Here is a 15,886-nt window from a genome sequence, read left to right as displayed (position 1 = left end):
CTCGCGAAACGCGCGAGTATGAAACATCAACAGCCACAAGTTATATCAACTGTTTTATGTATTTTTATGTTGTAATTCCAGAGAAAGAACCCGTAGTAAAGCAAGCTTGCTGACGTCCATGCTATTGCCAGACTCCATAAATCATGGCTCAAGAAATGTGCGCCGCGTAACTCCTGCGCAACCCCAAAAACGATGCCTAGGAGAATACCAAACAATAAGCCGGTTTTGGCGTAACGGGGATAGTATTCCCGCAGCACGTAATAAGTTGCCACCCAAGCAAAACCACCACTAGAATGTCCACCGGGGAAACACTGACCAAATGTAGCCCCTGCAGGTAAGCGAGCAAATAAGGATGAATGCATCATACTGCCGCCAAACTCAATCACATCCCAAGGACACGTCATGTGCGTCACATTTTTACCTACTCGGACCAACAATACGCTAGTCAATACACTGCAAAATAAATAGATTAGCCCCTTACGATATGGACGTATGGTGTCAAAGCGAAAACTGAAGCCAACCGCCAACAATAGGGTTAAAGCAAGTAAAATCACTAAATTACGCCCAGCCACATGGAGAAGATTTTCAGTTAACCAGTAACCCCTTAGCGGCCAAGAATCGATACCACCCTGCCAGTTGAATACTATACGCGCGACATTAATATCGGCATCAGTCAATTCAAGCACCAAAATGAGCACAGCAAAACCTAAAAGTGGCATCAATAAATGCCCTTTTATAAAGCTGATAAATGTCATCCCAACATTGTTTTTTATATGGTTAAGCATTCATCAATCCCATTGCCTGATTCTTAGCATCAGACTATTGATAAATTCTTATCGAAAACTTAAGTGACTCTCCATAAAAAAGAGCATTAAACTAAATCGCTTAATGCTCTTCTTAAAACTGACACACGAACTACTCTGCTTTCAGTACTGGTTCGCGTAGCAATACTTGGTCATTCTTAAACACAACTAGCTCACCTACAGGGCTGCCAAGTTCACCCAAGGCGATAACCTCACAAAGATAGTGGTATGGGCCACTTGTAAATTGAAATGCGTGATTACCACCGCTACCATCAAACACGAGTTTGCCCTGATTAAGCACTAAATCAGGCTTTTCACTCAATAACTTACCCTTTGCCCAAGAAGCATAGCGGTATTGATCATCACCCATATTATCGACTCGAATCACAAACTTCGCGGTCTGCCACACGAGCTCAGGATTGACGAACTCGCGCACGCTATGGTGCAGAGCTGTTTTTTGCTTAGCAATAAGCTCAGCTTTAAGTTTGGCCTCAGCAGGTGTTTGATAGTTGATACGAATAATCTTGCCATCATAATCCATCCACACAGTCCCTTGGCCCAACATAATGCCGCGCCACCCCATAGTCTGCCAATCGGCCTCAACCTCAGATTGAGCTATTATCTCAAGGATTTTTGGATCAAATACTTGGTCAAAACGTGCGAGCATTTCCCCGTGGGTTTGAATCGCAGGAATAGGATATTTACGCTTTACCGGATAGGCCATATAGTCCGCAATAGCTTGACGGTCATGTGCTTTTGCCGCATCAATAAATCCCTGAACGAACGGAATGTACTCCTGTGGCAAAAGCGTATCGGCAACGGCCGCATTAACTACACTGACATTAATCGCCGCCCCTAATGAGCCCAGTAATATCATACGAAATATTTGAGTATTGAGCCGCTGAATTTGCACAACTCCCCTAGAGATGATTTGGAGAATCCATAACACTTGCGCCATATTTTTCCCTTTAAATCCAAAAACATCCCGAATAAAACCAGTACCAAGAATAACACAAGTGATTTAAACTCCATCAAGCCGAAAACACCAAACTTGAGACAATCGCTAGCGCCACTGCTATAAAAATAACGCCTATTACCGCATCAATAATCGGCGTTAATCGTTGTAATTTGAGTTGCACCCACGCCTTAGACAGCATTACCGCAAGAAAACCAAACCACATCAGCGACAGGAACAAGAGCAGCATGGCGGCGGCAACTTTAGTGCTTACCGTCACGCTGGGAGTGATCAACGCAGAAAACAAGGTTAAGAAAAACACTAACGCTTTTGGATTCAATAAATTGGTGTAAAATCCCGTTAAAAAGCCTTGCTTAGGTGACATATATGTACCTAAAGACGCTAGCGTCGCCGTAGCTTTTGCGCTGCCGCTATCATTAGCGCCTTCAGCAGCCCATTCATTCACACCAGCTGTTTGTTTCGATTTTGCAAATATCGCTAGAGCAGCACGCAAAGCCCCCAATCCCATCCAAGCTAAATAGGATGCACCGAGTATTTGAACCAGTAGATATAAAGTGTGCGAACTCTTAATAACAAGACTGACTCCCGTTAGACTCAAAATCGTGTGGGCTAAAATTGCCACAGAAATCCCCACCGCAGCGGCAACGGCGGTATTTCTCGGCTGCTGGGTGGCAATCTTTACCATAATAGCAAAATCGGGCCCTGGACTAATTAAAGCGATGGAGTGGATCAGGGCTAAGGTCAGTAAAAGGGATAAATCCATAGAAATGCGGCTCCGCGAATGAAAACAACGAGGGCCAGTATCGCAGCTCAGGCAAAGACTGCATTGTAATAAATTGCACCGCAAGACAGTTTTTGAAAAGACGGAGCAATACTAGAGCATGCGCCGTTGGAACTGTACTGGCGAGAGTAAGAATGCTTGCTTAAAGGCTTTATTTAAATGACTTTGATCGAAAAACCCGAGCTGCTGCGCAACATCAGCGACTAAGGTGCCATGGCATAAGGATTTTTTTGCTAGCTCTAAGCGCACTCGCTTAAGATAGGCGTGGGGCGTCATCCCTGCTGCCTGTTTAAACTGGCGTAAAAACTGAAACTTACTCAAGTTAACTTCACTGGCTAAGGCTTCAAGTTGAGTATTGTGCCAAGGCTCATCGTGCATGCGCTGCTTAACTAAGCCTAGCTGTAATTTCGATAAACCCTGCGGCGAATTGAGCCTTATCATCCCGCTAGGATGGCGTTCAAGCAGCAAGTGAATAAAACTCAGCAGACGGGACTCGCTAGCAAGCGCAGTGCATTGGCCTTGAATTAACAGCTCATGTAGCTGAATAAAATATTGATAAAGTATCGAGTCATCCACCATAGGTGCAGTAAAAAAGTGCTCATTCAAGCCAAGTTCTTGGCTCACTTCTTTCATATATTCTACGGGAATAGACATCACCTTAACTCGATAACCTTCGGCATCTCGGCTATGGCCGTCGTGGGTTTCGTCTGGGTTTAAGGTCGATAAACTATGCTGCCCGAGCTGATAACGGCTGCCCTTATTCACAAACTGCTGGACGCCTTGGGTAACCACGCCTAAGTGATAATCCAAGTGGACATGTTTATCAAAACTGAAATGAGTAAACTTAGCCTGACTCAACTCAATACCTGATAAGCTCGGATGACGCCAATAGTTGATGTTTTCAATCGGTGCTGTAGTACTCATAACTTGAGGCTTTGGCCGCTAAAATTCCGTAATGCATATCCAGTTAGATATGCATTCTAGTCGTCATTGCCACCGTGGGAATAGTAAATAATTGCAGAAACGAGTCTGCTAAGCAGCATTACCCACAGCCCACACCAAAACGTCCACTATATATGGTGCAGGCTAAGGCGGGAGTTTCAGTCAAGCATATTAGTGCGAATGGTTTCCATGGCCGCCCTGAGCTTCAATCGCTTGACCTTCGCTGTTGTAAAAACCTGAACTGCCATGTTCGATAAAGCCTTGATTGATCATCTTAGCGATAAAAGGATCGGACTCGCTATCGCCCACATCGGCAAAGTCGATATCCTGAAAATCTTGGGTTAATGCGCTATAGGCATCACCGCTAAAGGGCTCAACGATCACCAGCTTATAATCCAAATTCGGCTGAGTTGCACCTAAGGTAAATTGGTATGGTAGGCCGATAGTATCAATCCAAAGCAGCTGGCTTTCTAAGCCATTGACCTTGCCCGCAAAACCTTGAGTCTCAAAACACCCCAGTTGTTGCACTTGTGTTTTTACCATGTGTGTCTGCAGTTTTGGTGATACCACATGGTACAACTGATCGCGATCGTGCTGAACATTCAGCGCCCGTAGATCGCCCTTACGATAAGTGACCGAGCGTTTCTCAACGGGAAAGTAACGCACATACTCACCATGACTCGTCCATTGTTCAAAAGTGGCAGCATCGCGCTGAATAATAAAATCTTGTCCATTGCGGATCAGCGTCATCTCCCACTGTTGGCCCTTGCCATTAGTCACTTGATATTGAACCTTTAAATGTTCGGCAATAAGCGTTGGACAATCGACACTTGTCCCTTTATTTGACTCAAGCATGCGGCTCTGTGCTGTAGCTGATAGGGAAAGTGTTGGCAGAAGCACACTGGATAAGATTAGCGCCAATAGACGGTTTTTCATTCGATTTCTCTCTTGCTGAACTTTGCAAAACTAAGCTCTGGTAAACGCTTAGGCTAAAAGCCGAGGGCTAGCATTAGGGCTAACCATCGGCGTCAAGTTTACTTAGCCGCGATAGCCGCTTCGGCCTTAGCCACCAAATTTGCCGCGCGGTTCATCACGTGGAAAATATGGTTCTGCTCGACCGTGCCTTGAATGAGATCGGCACTTGGGCCGCGGGCAAAAATCGCCACATCTTCACCAGCATGGGTCTCATCGCTTAATGGCACTAGGGCTTCTTGGTGGAATCCTGCGCTTTGTGTATCCACGAAGTTCAAATCCTTACGGCCGGCATCAACTGGGAAGTTGTAACGTTCGTCACCGCCCGTTGCCAGCGACGCATAACCCGCACCGTTAGCATAACCGACTGTGGTATAAGGCAAACCGTTAGCATCGGTGGAGTTGGTGACTTCGGCAACGCCATTGGCATCGTTCGACTTCACTAGCCCCAAAATCGGGTTACCGCGAGTGGGATAGCCTGCGATGGTGAACACATGGCTATGATCCGCCGTCACCATTAACAAGGTATCGCTTGCCGAGGTTTTTTCCATAGCGACCCGTACTGCTTCAGACAAGGCGATAGTGTCATGCAGGGCACGCGCCGCGTTACCCGCATGGTGAGCGTGGTCGATACGACCCGCTTCGACGATCAGCACGAAGCCTTTTGAGTTTTTCTTCAAAATATCAATCGACTTAGCCGTCATTTCCGCCAGTGATGGCTCACCAGTCACCCCCGCATCAATGCGATCATAGTCGTATTCCATATGGGATGAGTTGAACAGACCGAGTAAATGATCTGTGCTCGCCACATCCACATTGAGGAAACTATCCCTGTCCTGTACATAGGCGGCATTAGTGTATTTCGCCAACCACTCGGCCGTTAGGTCACGGCCGTCGTTGCGTTTACCCGCTTTACCTTCTGGATCGATAGTCGTCTTAGGAATAAAAGTGCGGCGTCCACCGCCCATCATCACGTTCAGACCAGTGCCGTAGTTAAAGTCCAGCATTTGCGCGGCAATATCTTTGCAGCCATTGGTCACTGCTTCGGCGGGCAGGTTTGAATCCGCCTCCCAATCACGGTCCGGCACATGGGCATAGGCTGCCGCAGGCGTCGCGTGGGTTAAGCGCGCAGTCGTCACCACGCCTGTAGCCATACCCGCCATGGCGGCAAGCTCTAAGGAGGTCACTAGATTTTGATCTTTGGTCGAGGCACAGTTAGCACGTACTACGCCTTCGGCCTGCGAAATCACGCCCACATCCGTTTTAACGCCCGTCACCATAGCCGACATAGTGCCAGCAGAATCCGGCGTTTGGCCGTCGACGTTATAGGTTTTTGCTAAACCAACATAGGGCAAGGTCTCAAAGGATAAGGCGTTTTCTTCGCCCGTTTTACCCTTTAACTGCCCCTCTAAAATACGCGCGGCGGTAATTGTCGATATGCCCATACCGTCACCCACAAACAGGATCAGGTTTTTCGCGGCGCCAACATCATTGTTCACGGTTAAGCCTTCGGCTTTCGTCACGCGAGCTTGTGCATCGACATACCACTGATTGACTGCGGTCCAGTCTTTACCATTGCTACCATTTGACCCATTGTTGCCATTTGAACCATCGGTTCCTGCAGTGCCGTTATCACCATCGCTACCGCATGCGGCTAAACCCAGCATGGCTGAAATCGCGACTACCAGTAATTTCTTATTCATTTTTTGCTCCAAAAGTGAGGGCTCAGTGACTAATACTTGATTAGTACTTAGTGCCGCCAAGCTGCTGCGCTTGGTTGATAATGTGGAAGATCACGTTCTGCTCAATCACGCCCTGAACCAGATTTGAACCTGGACCTCTGGCATGTAGGCTGATGTCTTCACCGGCGTGAGTCTCACTTTCCATTGGGATAAGCGCTTGTTGCATGAAGTCTTTATTTTGCGTATCGACAGAGGTTAAGTCGTCACGAACACCCACCACAGCACCAGGACCATTGGTATATGCCAGCGTGGTGTAAGGCTTGTTGTCATTCGCTGTCGCTAACGAACCATCGACGTTATGCACTAAACCTAAGATAGGGTTACCGCGTTTTGGATAACCGGCAATAGTGAACACATGGCTATGATCGGCGGTGACCATGATCAGAGTATCGTCGCTGCTCGTCGCATCCATCGCAGCCTTAACGGCATTGGATAACTCGACGGCATCGCTCAATGCTCGGCTGGCATTGCCAGCATGGTGAGCATGATCGATACGGCCAGATTCGACGATCAACAAGTAGCCCTTATCGTTCTTCTTTAACATTTCGAGGGATTTAGTGGTCATTTCTGTGAGTGAGGGCTCACCCGCCACATCGTCGGCGCGGTCCGCTTCATACTCCATATGTGATGGGTTAAATAAACCGAGCAAGTGATCCGTATTCGCGACATCGACGGCATCGAAGCCTTTCTTGTCCCATACGTAGGCCGCTTTACTAAAGCTATCGACCCAAGTTTTCGTTAAATCTTTACCATCTTTGCGTTTACCGGCCTTGTTCTCGCCGTCGGTGATTTCCTTAGGTAGGAAGTAACTACGACCACCGCCTAATGCCACAGTTAGCGCATTGGCCTCATCGCGCATCACAAGCTGGCTCGCGATATCGGTACAACCATTGGCCACAGCTTCGGCGGGTAAATTTGCGTCCCCTTCCCAATCGCGTTCTGGAGATTTAGCATAGGCCGCTGCTGGCGTTGCATGCGTCAAGCGCGCCGTGCTGATGATCCCAGTCGATAAGCCTTTCGCATTGGCAAGGTCGACCAGAGTCACTAATTCATTCCCCTTAGAAGACAGACAGTTACCACGTAAACTGGTATCCGAAATCGAAATAATACCCGCCTTAGTCTTAACCCCAGTCGTCATGGCGGTCATAGTGCCGGCCGAATCAGGTGTCTGTTGGTTAGTGTTATAGGTTTTCACCAATGCGGTATGTGGAAATTGCTCGAAGCTTAAAAAGCCTTCCTCACCACCTTGATTGCCTGGCTGTTGTTGCCCCTGAAAAATTCGTGCAGCGGTTAACGTCGACACACCCATGCCATCACCGACAAAGAGAATCACATTTTTAGCGGTTTTTTGGGTTTCAACTTGGGCTTTAGCTGCCACGTTTGCTGCACTATCTTTAAACCATTGGCTATCTGTTTGCGTTGCGGGTAAGACTGCAGCATGGGCCACAACCGTCATTAAACTGCAGGAAATAGCTGCAGCGATCCGTTTAATATTCATCACGTTCATCACCGATTTATTATTGAGTGTATGAGGGAATTCCCTGTAGAGGCGCCACGATTCTCAAGTATTAATATGACGATCGAGCGTAATTTGAATGGCGATTTAATTGCAGTTACATGTCAGATTTGCGTCAACGACGATTATATCTTGCTGAATTTAACCGCCAATGAGGGGTTAAATTCAGCAAGTGAAGCATATAGGCTAGAAGTGATAACTCACACTCACCCTAATCATACGGGGTTCAACGGGATGATAATGCTGATCTTCGATGCCTTCGACCGCTTCACCGGGTAAGCGCGAAGCATAGAAATAATCGATATCATGGTCCTGACTATCAAACAGGTTTAACAATTCAAGTTTAGTGTCAAAGTGGTCAAACTTATAACCCAAAGCAAGGTTCACTAACGTCGTGTCATCGGCCTTATGCTCATTAAAATTATCCAGCACCCGCTCACCCAGATATCGAATGCGAATACTGGAATACAGGCCACCATCGGGTCGATAGGTTATCCCTGCACTACCGACAAAAGGCACAGCACCATCGATGTATTTACCTTCATCAAACTCATTTTCAGTAAATCGGGCATGGGTCCACGCTAATTCCATATCGAGACTGATATCATCATTAACCCAATAATATGCTGTTATTTCAGCGCCGTAACGCTCAGATGCTCGGCTAGGTTCAGTGTTCCCTGCGTCGCCAACAAAGACTAACTCAGAATCCAATTGCAAATACCAAACTGCCGCAGAAAAGTTAATAAAATCGCGATCGTAGTATTTGACACCGAACTCACCGCCATTAGAGCGCACTAAAAGATCGACTTTATCGACTTCATCTCCACTAACAGGATCGACTTGAATGGTTGTTCCTCGAGCATCGTTTGAGTGCAATCCTTGGCCCGCATTCACATATAGCTCAAGATTGTCACTCCATAAATAGGAAGCACCCGCTTTGAGACTCAGCATGCCATCGGAGGCATCACCACTGTTGAGGGGATTATCGCTATCAACCTGAACATCAAAATAGTCATAACGCAGCCCAAGATTAAAACGCCATTGCTCTACGGGTAGCCACTCGAGCTTGCCAAATAGACCGCTTGATAACTCCTGTACTTCATCGAGCCTGACCGTACTTAGCCTTTGCCGCGCCTGGGTATTGTATAAACCCACCGCACCGATATCGTCGTAACGTATATCACCACCGAGGCTGTAATTAATTTGAGTTCCGCCTAAGGATGTATGCCAATCACGCTTAATATCACCGCCCCAAAGGGTGCGTTCATCCACTTGCTCAAATTCATCACCGTGAACGGGATCGTTTAAAAAATACGTAAAGTTAGAAAATAAATCCATGGTCGAGCGGATAGCATAAACATTTCCCTGCCAATCCCCCGCATCGTAATTGGCTGAAACACTGTAACGGCTTGCATCGCCACCCACATCCTTATCTAACGAGCCGTAAAAATCGATGAGTCCAGACTCCACTGCTCGTTCCGGGATCTGATCCGCCGAATTCCAGCTATTGTCATAGGCCATCACAGTGACGCTTAAATCGCCACCACCGAGTCGAGTCAAATAACGGGCAACCACATTGACTTTACTGACATCTTCATCGATATCCTTCCATGGGCCATCGTAGGCTTGTAACTCAGCGCCAAGAATAAAACGACCCACTCCCGTGGTTATTTCTTGGGTTGCCATTAGGCGTTGGTAACCATACTCACCCAAGGTGAGGCCAACTTGGCTATAAGCAAGTTGATCCGCGAGCATCAACTGCGCGGCACCCGCACCAGAAAAGTCGGCAACCTCAGGATAATAAGCCCCTTTGGCATAACGAATTTCCCCTAAAAGTTCGGGGATCACAAAGTTAAGATCCGTATAGCCTTGCCCATGACCATGGGTGCGCATATTGACAGGCATACCCTCGACCCGGGTATTAAAGTCAGTACCATGGTCTAAGTTAAAACCACGTAAAAAGTACTGATTTGCTTTGCCTGAACCACTATGTTGGGTAACTATCATCCCTGGGACAAATTCTAAAATCTCGCCCGTTCGTAGCAATGGCCGACTCGCAATCTCCGCCGCGCCGACAATCCCCTCCGAGGCAGAAGTACTATGCCCTAAGGTATTTATTTGCCTGCCCCGAACTTCAAGCCGCTCGACATTATCAACCAAATCATCCGCGACAACCGTACCGGACAACCCCAAAAACGGTAAAAAATACACTGCCAATTTCATCTTTCATATCCCAATGCTGATGATAGTTGGCACCGATCTAACGCTTTGCTTACAAAGTAAACACTGCGCTAAATCAAACTTTTACACTCGGACAACGAAATAGTGACAATAATTTGCCATTTTTATGTGCCATGTCGCACATTATTTTTTATCAAATGGACAATTTGTCCACAAACAACCCCTATTTTATGGGACACAAAATAGGGGTTGAGATTGAATGCCTATAAGCAACCCCTTCGCGCCATAAATGGCAATACTGCGATCCATTAAGCGGCGATACATGTCTGCGCTTGAGGTCAGCTTAAGTGTTCAGAACCGCTATTTAGCTAATTTTCTGCATCGCAAGATATCGCGCACACTTTCATAGCTAGGAAACAGTGCCGCAATAATCAGGCAATAACTCAACCCTTTATCTAGCATGGCTAATGTGGCTATGCTCTGCACCCCCTCATTTGTGCTTTGCAATATTGGAGAGCTAAAAGCAAGCACCAATAAAAACAGTGCATAAGCAACATTAATTCCAATATTTGCCACTAATAACTCAACAGCCCATACTCGACGCCGTAATTGCCATAAGCTATTAAATACTGAAAGCACAATAATTGGAGTAAACCACTGGAGTAATTGCTGAGCATTGGCACTGAACATCACCGTTGGTGTGCTCAATTGTTCATTACTCATCCACACCGAGGACCAAATCACTAATAGCAAAAATAAATAAGTCGCAAGGTCGGTGAATACATCACTTAAACTTATATGCTCCCAAGCAGGGCCAACCTTAGGCAAATTTTGTGGCTGCCATTTTTGACAATGGCGACCAGACACAGTCTTTCCTTGCATCGAAACCAACCAAAAAGACAGCACGATAGCCGTAAAAGCGAAGCTGGCATCTTCAATAAATCCCGCGGCAATATAGTGTAAAAAACCGACGAGACTAGACTCTGCAGTCCCCAGCCACTGCATGGTTCCACCGACAACTTGCAGCACAAACAACACGCCTAGCACCATAAAAAGCGTATGCTTTAACAGTGGGATATCCTCAATGGCAACAATAGGTGCTGAGGGTGAAAACTGCTGAGCAACCTTGCGTGGGTGACCCATTGTCTTTAGCACCTCAGCAGTCTGCGCTTCGGTCAATTTGCCCTGCTCAGACAGTGCGTCCAGTTGATCACAAATATTGGCTTTCAACTCACGACCAATTTCTTGGCGCTTATTTTCGGGCAATTCTCGCTGCACCGCGGCGATATAACGGTCGACTAATTCCATATCAAACCTCCTCTGCACTTATATCCGAGCTCTTATCAGAACTGTTGATATCAGCACTATTGGTGTCAGCGCTTTGCTCCAACAAAAAAGCCAAGGCGCCATTAAGTTGCTGCCATTCATCGGTCAGTTGACTGAGCAACTCAGCCCCCAATAATGACAATTGGTAATAACGACGCTCACGCCCTTCGGCCTGTCGCCACTCACTCTCCAACAATCCTTGATCGGCTAGGCGGCGCACTAAGGGATATAAGGTCCCTTCGTCAATATCGATACCGCCTTGCTGCAACTGTTTACGCAGGGAATAGCCGTAGTGGGGTTGTTTTAATAATCCCAGTACCGCCAACACTAATACCCCACGGCGCAACTCGAGTCGCATTTTGACTAGCTGTGAACTTGTCATGGTCCATTCCTATCCTTAACACTGTGTCACACACACTGTGCGCTACACAGCAAATACTATGCATCGCACAGTAATAATGCAAGATTTAATGCACACTTTTTACTCGATTTGTTTGAAATAGATACAATCCATTGTTTGTATTGAATTTATAAAAATGCAATCTCTGCCGCACACAACACAAGTCGCCCCGCGGTCATACACCCAAAGCGAATGACTTATAGATAGGCAAATCTAAGATAAAAAATTGCAAAACCTACTATGCTTGAGTAACTTAGCAGCCACTATCGAATCGCTGACTTATTAGCCTAAGATTGGCTATATCTGCAAAACGGCATACATTAAGGACATAGAAAATGCTTATGGATAGAGGCGTGCTGGTACGCTGGAACGATGAAAAGGGATTTGGCTTTATTCAGCCCGATAAAAACACTGACCAAAATGTGTTTATCCATATTTCAGTGTTAAAAAAGATGGCGAGAAAACCGAAAGTGGGCGACAGCATTTTGTACCAAATGGAAGTACAAAATGACGGTAAGAGAAAAGCCGTTATTGCCTCGATTGAAGGGGTAGCCGTTCTTGCCGCAAGCCCAATCTCACATCAAGAGCCACGCCAAAAGTCACGCCCTCATTCCCGCGATAGCTTTAATAAAGATAAACCCCATCAACATAGCTCACGAACATCCGCGGTTAATACAATAGTCCCGCTGCTGATTATCATAGCGATAGGTGTTTTTGGCTTTAAAAAATACCAAGCATTTAATGAAGCTCCTATCGTAAATGAAGCTCCAGTACTCACCAATGATGAGATTGAACAGCGCCCCGTTTATCAGGAAAAGATACAAGCAACACCCCAATTCCAATGTGAAACGGGCAAAACCCATTGCAGCCATATGCGCTCCTGCGCCGAAGCGACTTTTTACATTAATCACTGCCCGAATACACAAATGGATGGCGACAACGATGGCATCCCCTGCGAGCGACAGTGGTGTAGTTAATCCCATGATTATCTTTATTTTTAACAGGTATTAGCGAAGACAAACCATGCCCACAGCCGCAATCCATCACATTAAAGCGCCAGAGCAACTCGACGTACTGCTTAAGCAACATGCCGCCGTGTTGTTATTATTTGGTGCGCCAAGTTGTGGCATATGTCAGGCTTTAAAACCGCAAATCGTCGCCATGTTAGCGCAAGAATTCCCGTTGATGCGTATGGCCTATATTGATTGCGAGGCTCAAGCAGAGATAGCCGCGAGCCACAATGTATTTTCCCTACCTGTAGTGGAGTGTGTGTTTTATGGTAAAACCTTTGGGCGGTTTTCTAAGGTGTTTTCATTGGCAGATATTAGAGGGGCGATTGCCCGCCCCTATGCTTTAATCGCCAAAGAATAACCTACATAAAAAGCTGCGTTCATTTATTTCCCACTGGTCTAAACCCAGCATAATGCACTGACTTATCAAGTTTCACCTGTGCTGCAGGTGTTCCAATAAGGTGCGTGGAGCTAGGTGTGGCCTTTGCTTTACCGCTACAACCACAACCGTCATTAGCATGACAGCATCCACCCTTAGCAGCATGCTTGAGCGATGCTCGCCCTTGGGATGCATCCGTCAGTCTTAGATTAAGATCGGTACTTTTTGCCAATAAAGTTGCGACCGTTTGATTCGCTTCACCTTTACTCACACTGATCCCAGAATCTAATAATTTACCCAACATACGCTCACCAATATGCTGCACAATAACAATATTGGTTTTTTGTTGAATAATGAGATTAAGTAGCGCTTTTTTAGCACTGCAGTCGCCATCTAGTGCGGGATTATCAACTAAGGAAATCAGTTGATGGTGCTCATCAAAAAAGCCTATCTGTTGAGCTTTAGTAAAATGGGCAGCGAGTCGCTCACGGCTCATAGGCATAGCAATAATCATGATAAATCCTTGTCTGCTTGGCTTGGTAATCTCAAAACTTGGCCCTGTGTAATCGCTGTTGCCACCTTTTTGCGGGCACTGGCGAGTAAATACCCAAAGGTTTGCCGAGAAATCCCCATTAAAGCTGCAGCATCGAGCTGGCTTAATCTTTGTACATCCCCTAGTTCCAATGCCTCAAATTCATCGGCTTCTAACTGAATGTGGGTTAACTCTACCGCAGGAATGCCATTGGGCTTAAACAAGCTACAGGGCACACAACTCGATAGTTGGCGGCATTTTTTGGGTCTTGCCATAAAGAGAATCACCTAAACAGCATCAGTTAATAACTCGTTTTTGATAATACTTTACAGAAACTGCAAAGTGTTTTTGGCATACGCCATAAACTATTATTCCCTACCTTGGGATCAAAAACCTTGTTGTAGCTCACACCACTCTAGATCAAATCTATAAAGGTCTATCTCCCGCTAAGGCTAAAATGATCAGTTGCTTGAAGGTTAGCCGAAAACGGAGTGAGTTATTTGCACCGAATAACCATCACCTTGCTTAATAAAATCAACAAAGTGTTTGATTGATGGCAGGGCATCTTCCCTATGATGGGACACATACAAAAGCTGACTCAGATGATGGTGAGCAATCATCTCTAGCGCCCGCATGACCAGGGTTCGATTGATAAAATCTAAGCCTTGATACGGCTCATCAAGAATTAGCAATAAGGGCTTTTTAATTAACGCTCGACCAATCAACAATAATCGCTGCTGGCCATAATCGAGCTGCTTAAAGCTGGTGTTAGCTAACTCACTCATATGCAGAATGGCTAACCATTCTTTAGCAAGATCAAGTTGAGGCTTAGTGGGTTTATGGTATAGGCCAATGGAGTCAAAAAAACCTGAAATTAGCACATCGAGGGCTGAGCAACTCACTCGATACTGTAAATGCAGCGCGGAAGAAACAACACCAATTCTTTGTTTAATCTCCCAAATACTTTCACCACTCCCTCGGGGACGACCAAATAGCGTAATGTCGTTGCTATAGCACTGGGGATGGTCTCCTAAAATTAACCCCAGTAAAGTACTTTTACCGCAACCATTAGGACCACGAACTTGCCAATGTTGTCCTGCCTCGATACGCCAGTTAACAGCAGAAAAAATCAGTCCACTCACATATTCCACTTTGCCATTTTTAATTTCGACTAAAGGATCAAATGCCTCTGCGCTATGGCGTTGGCGCACCATTAATGTCAATAGCTCATCACTTCGGTGCGCCGATAATGCATTAAGCTGTGCCATAACGGGATGGTTGTGCCACTCGTCGATGGACATAGGTGAACTCAACTTATGTACGCTCAGTCCAGATTTAAGCATTTCAGTATTAAACAGCGCCACATGGCTAATGCACGGTGGCAGTTCCTCTTGGCGAGAGGTAATAATAAGTAACTGGCTGCACTTTTCCACTTCACTAAGCAGTTGTGACAGACTCGTCTGATGCTCGCTATCTAAACCTGCATAGGGATCATCTAGGATCAGCAATTGCGGCTGCATTGCCAGAGCACGCGCTAACATCACCCGCCGAGTTTCGCCGGTTGATAACTGCCGAAAACCTCGCAGACGTAAATGTTCTAGCCCCACCTGTTGTAATAATGGCTCTAATTGTTGGGCACTCTGGCAACATTCCAGCACTAAAGACTCGACACTAGAACCATAATCAAGCTCATCTTTTTCTAATTCTCGCTCTAACAATGCTTGCTGTAACCCAAGGGAAACCCAACCAATACGCTGCGGTAAACCAGTAATAATCCCCTCGTCCGGTTTAATATCCCCCGATAATATCCGCCCAAGAAGTGAGCCAGAGTAGCTATCGGTCGCAAAAATAGCCCAGTGTTCCATCGAGCGTAATTGCCATGCATCAACCACCAGCACATCATTACCGCGCCCGTAACGCAACTGCTCAATACCAATACCTTTGCCTTCGTTCAGCGCGACATCACCCATCAATCTTCCTCTGTTTATGACGTTATAAAACTGACTATGCCATTGAATTAAGAGTTTTATAACTAGGGCACTAGCTTTGTATTACATAAAAGAGCGCCCAATCACTGCAAGAACATATATGGACACCTCGAACAGATCAACCACTGTATGAGTAACAGAAAGTAATACTGCGTACGTATATCCGACCTGTTTGTGAGAATCTTTGCTCTCTGGCCTTAATGAGAACCGCGCCTTTGCTGCTTATTGTCCCTTCGGAGTTATAACTCCTTATACTCTCTCAGCATTTGCAAAGGCCGGTATTACCTGTTACATCATTAATTGTGTTCGGTTTTTTAGGGTATGTTATTGCTTCATTT

General features: G+C 46.1%; 15 protein-coding genes. 2 read left to right on the top strand and 13 right to left on the bottom strand.

The annotated features are described in order from the left end of the window. Nucleotides 1-26: 26 nt before the first annotated feature. The 10 genes from L2744_RS14080 to L2744_RS14035 form a co-directional block, all read right to left on the bottom strand. Nucleotides 27-755: a phosphatase PAP2 family protein gene (locus tag L2744_RS14080; protein WP_248992549.1), complete on the bottom strand. Its 729-nt coding sequence runs from the start codon at nucleotides 753-755 to the stop codon at nucleotides 27-29. 160 nt (nucleotides 756-915) lie between these two features. Beyond that, nucleotides 916-1,761: a hypothetical protein gene (locus L2744_RS14075; protein WP_248992507.1), complete on the bottom strand. Its 846-nt coding sequence runs from the start codon at nucleotides 1,759-1,761 to the stop codon at nucleotides 916-918. 73 nt (nucleotides 1,762-1,834) lie between these two features. Beyond that, nucleotides 1,835-2,542, bottom strand: a complete 708-nt coding sequence (locus L2744_RS14070) for a LysE family translocator (protein ID WP_248992506.1) — start codon at nucleotides 2,540-2,542, stop codon at nucleotides 1,835-1,837. A gap of 111 nt (nucleotides 2,543-2,653) precedes the next feature. Next, nucleotides 2,654-3,484: a helix-turn-helix transcriptional regulator gene (locus tag L2744_RS14065; protein ID WP_248992505.1), complete on the bottom strand. Its 831-nt coding sequence runs from the start codon at nucleotides 3,482-3,484 to the stop codon at nucleotides 2,654-2,656. Nucleotides 3,485-3,673: 189 nt separating this feature from the next. Then, the gene (locus L2744_RS14060) at nucleotides 3,674-4,357 is read right to left on the bottom strand and encodes a hypothetical protein (protein WP_376711951.1); all 684 of its coding nucleotides are present in this window, start codon (nucleotides 4,355-4,357) and stop codon (nucleotides 3,674-3,676) included. Between the two features lie 179 nt (nucleotides 4,358-4,536). Beyond that, complete coding sequence (locus tag L2744_RS14055) at nucleotides 4,537-6,177, bottom strand: alkaline phosphatase family protein (protein ID WP_248992503.1); 1,641 nt, start codon at nucleotides 6,175-6,177, stop codon at nucleotides 4,537-4,539. A gap of 40 nt (nucleotides 6,178-6,217) precedes the next feature. Continuing rightward, complete coding sequence (locus L2744_RS14050; RefSeq protein ID WP_248992548.1) at nucleotides 6,218-7,714, bottom strand: alkaline phosphatase family protein; 1,497 nt, start codon at nucleotides 7,712-7,714, stop codon at nucleotides 6,218-6,220. Between the two features lie 204 nt (nucleotides 7,715-7,918). Then, nucleotides 7,919-9,955, bottom strand: coding sequence for a TonB-dependent receptor (locus L2744_RS14045; RefSeq protein ID WP_248992502.1), 2,037 nt, complete (start codon nucleotides 9,953-9,955; stop codon nucleotides 7,919-7,921). Between the two features lie 318 nt (nucleotides 9,956-10,273). Continuing rightward, nucleotides 10,274-11,221 (bottom strand): HAAS signaling domain-containing protein, encoded by a 948-nt coding sequence (locus L2744_RS14040; protein ID WP_248992501.1) that lies wholly within the window; start codon nucleotides 11,219-11,221, stop codon nucleotides 10,274-10,276. A gap of 1 nt (nucleotide 11,222) precedes the next feature. Further along, nucleotides 11,223-11,621 carry a PadR family transcriptional regulator gene (locus L2744_RS14035; RefSeq protein WP_248992500.1) on the bottom strand — a complete coding sequence of 133 codons (399 nt, stop codon included), beginning with the start codon at nucleotides 11,619-11,621 and terminating at the stop codon, nucleotides 11,223-11,225. Nucleotides 11,622-11,974: 353 nt separating this feature from the next. On the opposite strand from L2744_RS14035, the gene L2744_RS14030 reads away from it, so the two are divergent. Both L2744_RS14030 and L2744_RS14025 read left to right on the top strand, forming a co-directional pair. Next, nucleotides 11,975-12,616, top strand: a complete 642-nt coding sequence (locus tag L2744_RS14030; protein ID WP_248992499.1) for an excalibur calcium-binding domain-containing protein — start codon at nucleotides 11,975-11,977, stop codon at nucleotides 12,614-12,616. 46 nt (nucleotides 12,617-12,662) lie between these two features. After that, nucleotides 12,663-13,010 carry a thioredoxin family protein gene (locus L2744_RS14025; RefSeq protein WP_248992498.1) on the top strand — a complete coding sequence of 116 codons (348 nt, stop codon included), beginning with the start codon at nucleotides 12,663-12,665 and terminating at the stop codon, nucleotides 13,008-13,010. Nucleotides 13,011-13,029: 19 nt separating this feature from the next. Here the strand turns inward: L2744_RS14025 and L2744_RS14020 are convergent, their stop codons facing one another. From L2744_RS14020 to L2744_RS14010, 3 genes are all read right to left on the bottom strand, one after another. Next, nucleotides 13,030-13,542 carry a NifB/NifX family molybdenum-iron cluster-binding protein gene (locus tag L2744_RS14020; RefSeq protein ID WP_248992497.1) on the bottom strand — a complete coding sequence of 171 codons (513 nt, stop codon included), beginning with the start codon at nucleotides 13,540-13,542 and terminating at the stop codon, nucleotides 13,030-13,032. After that, the gene (locus L2744_RS14015; protein ID WP_248992496.1) at nucleotides 13,539-13,835 is read right to left on the bottom strand and encodes a DUF134 domain-containing protein; all 297 of its coding nucleotides are present in this window, start codon (nucleotides 13,833-13,835) and stop codon (nucleotides 13,539-13,541) included. Before L2744_RS14015 ends, L2744_RS14020 begins: the two co-directional genes overlap by 4 nt. Before the next feature lie 201 nt (nucleotides 13,836-14,036). After that, nucleotides 14,037-15,530: an ATP-binding cassette domain-containing protein gene (locus L2744_RS14010; protein WP_248992495.1), complete on the bottom strand. Its 1,494-nt coding sequence runs from the start codon at nucleotides 15,528-15,530 to the stop codon at nucleotides 14,037-14,039. Nucleotides 15,531-15,886: the final 356 nt, after the last annotated feature.

It is taken from the genome of Shewanella profunda, assembly GCF_023283765.1.
GTDB lineage: Bacteria > Pseudomonadota > Gammaproteobacteria > Enterobacterales > Shewanellaceae > Shewanella > Shewanella profunda.
Note: the sequence above shows the minus strand (reverse complement) of the source record. Positions and strands in the feature narration are given on the sequence as shown.

What these genes read in the sequence shown, in the direction of transcription:
- L2744_RS14080 (WP_248992549.1), bottom strand. Translation starts at nt 755, where the DNA reads ATGACATTTATCAGCTTTATAAAAGGGCATTTATTGATGCCACTTTTA.
- L2744_RS14075 (WP_248992507.1), bottom strand. Translation starts at nt 1,761, where the DNA reads ATGGCGCAAGTGTTATGGATTCTCCAAATCATCTCTAGGGGAGTTGTG.
- L2744_RS14070 (WP_248992506.1), bottom strand. Translation starts at nt 2,542, where the DNA reads ATGGATTTATCCCTTTTACTGACCTTAGCCCTGATCCACTCCATCGCT.
- L2744_RS14065 (WP_248992505.1), bottom strand. Translation starts at nt 3,484, where the DNA reads ATGAGTACTACAGCACCGATTGAAAACATCAACTATTGGCGTCATCCG.
- L2744_RS14060 (WP_376711951.1), bottom strand. Translation starts at nt 4,357, where the DNA reads ATGCTTGAGTCAAATAAAGGGACAAGTGTCGATTGTCCAACGCTTATT.
- L2744_RS14055 (WP_248992503.1), bottom strand. Translation starts at nt 6,177, where the DNA reads ATGAATAAGAAATTACTGGTAGTCGCGATTTCAGCCATGCTGGGTTTA.
- L2744_RS14050 (WP_248992548.1), bottom strand. Translation starts at nt 7,714, where the DNA reads ATGAATATTAAACGGATCGCTGCAGCTATTTCCTGCAGTTTAATGACG.
- L2744_RS14045 (WP_248992502.1), bottom strand. Translation starts at nt 9,955, where the DNA reads ATGAAATTGGCAGTGTATTTTTTACCGTTTTTGGGGTTGTCCGGTACG.
- L2744_RS14040 (WP_248992501.1), bottom strand. Translation starts at nt 11,221, where the DNA reads ATGGAATTAGTCGACCGTTATATCGCCGCGGTGCAGCGAGAATTGCCC.
- L2744_RS14035 (WP_248992500.1), bottom strand. Translation starts at nt 11,621, where the DNA reads ATGACAAGTTCACAGCTAGTCAAAATGCGACTCGAGTTGCGCCGTGGG.
- L2744_RS14030 (WP_248992499.1), top strand. Translation starts at nt 11,975, where the DNA reads ATGCTTATGGATAGAGGCGTGCTGGTACGCTGGAACGATGAAAAGGGA.
- L2744_RS14025 (WP_248992498.1), top strand. Translation starts at nt 12,663, where the DNA reads ATGCCCACAGCCGCAATCCATCACATTAAAGCGCCAGAGCAACTCGAC.
- L2744_RS14020 (WP_248992497.1), bottom strand. Translation starts at nt 13,542, where the DNA reads ATGATTATTGCTATGCCTATGAGCCGTGAGCGACTCGCTGCCCATTTT.
- L2744_RS14015 (WP_248992496.1), bottom strand. Translation starts at nt 13,835, where the DNA reads ATGGCAAGACCCAAAAAATGCCGCCAACTATCGAGTTGTGTGCCCTGT.
- L2744_RS14010 (WP_248992495.1), bottom strand. Translation starts at nt 15,530, where the DNA reads ATGGGTGATGTCGCGCTGAACGAAGGCAAAGGTATTGGTATTGAGCAG.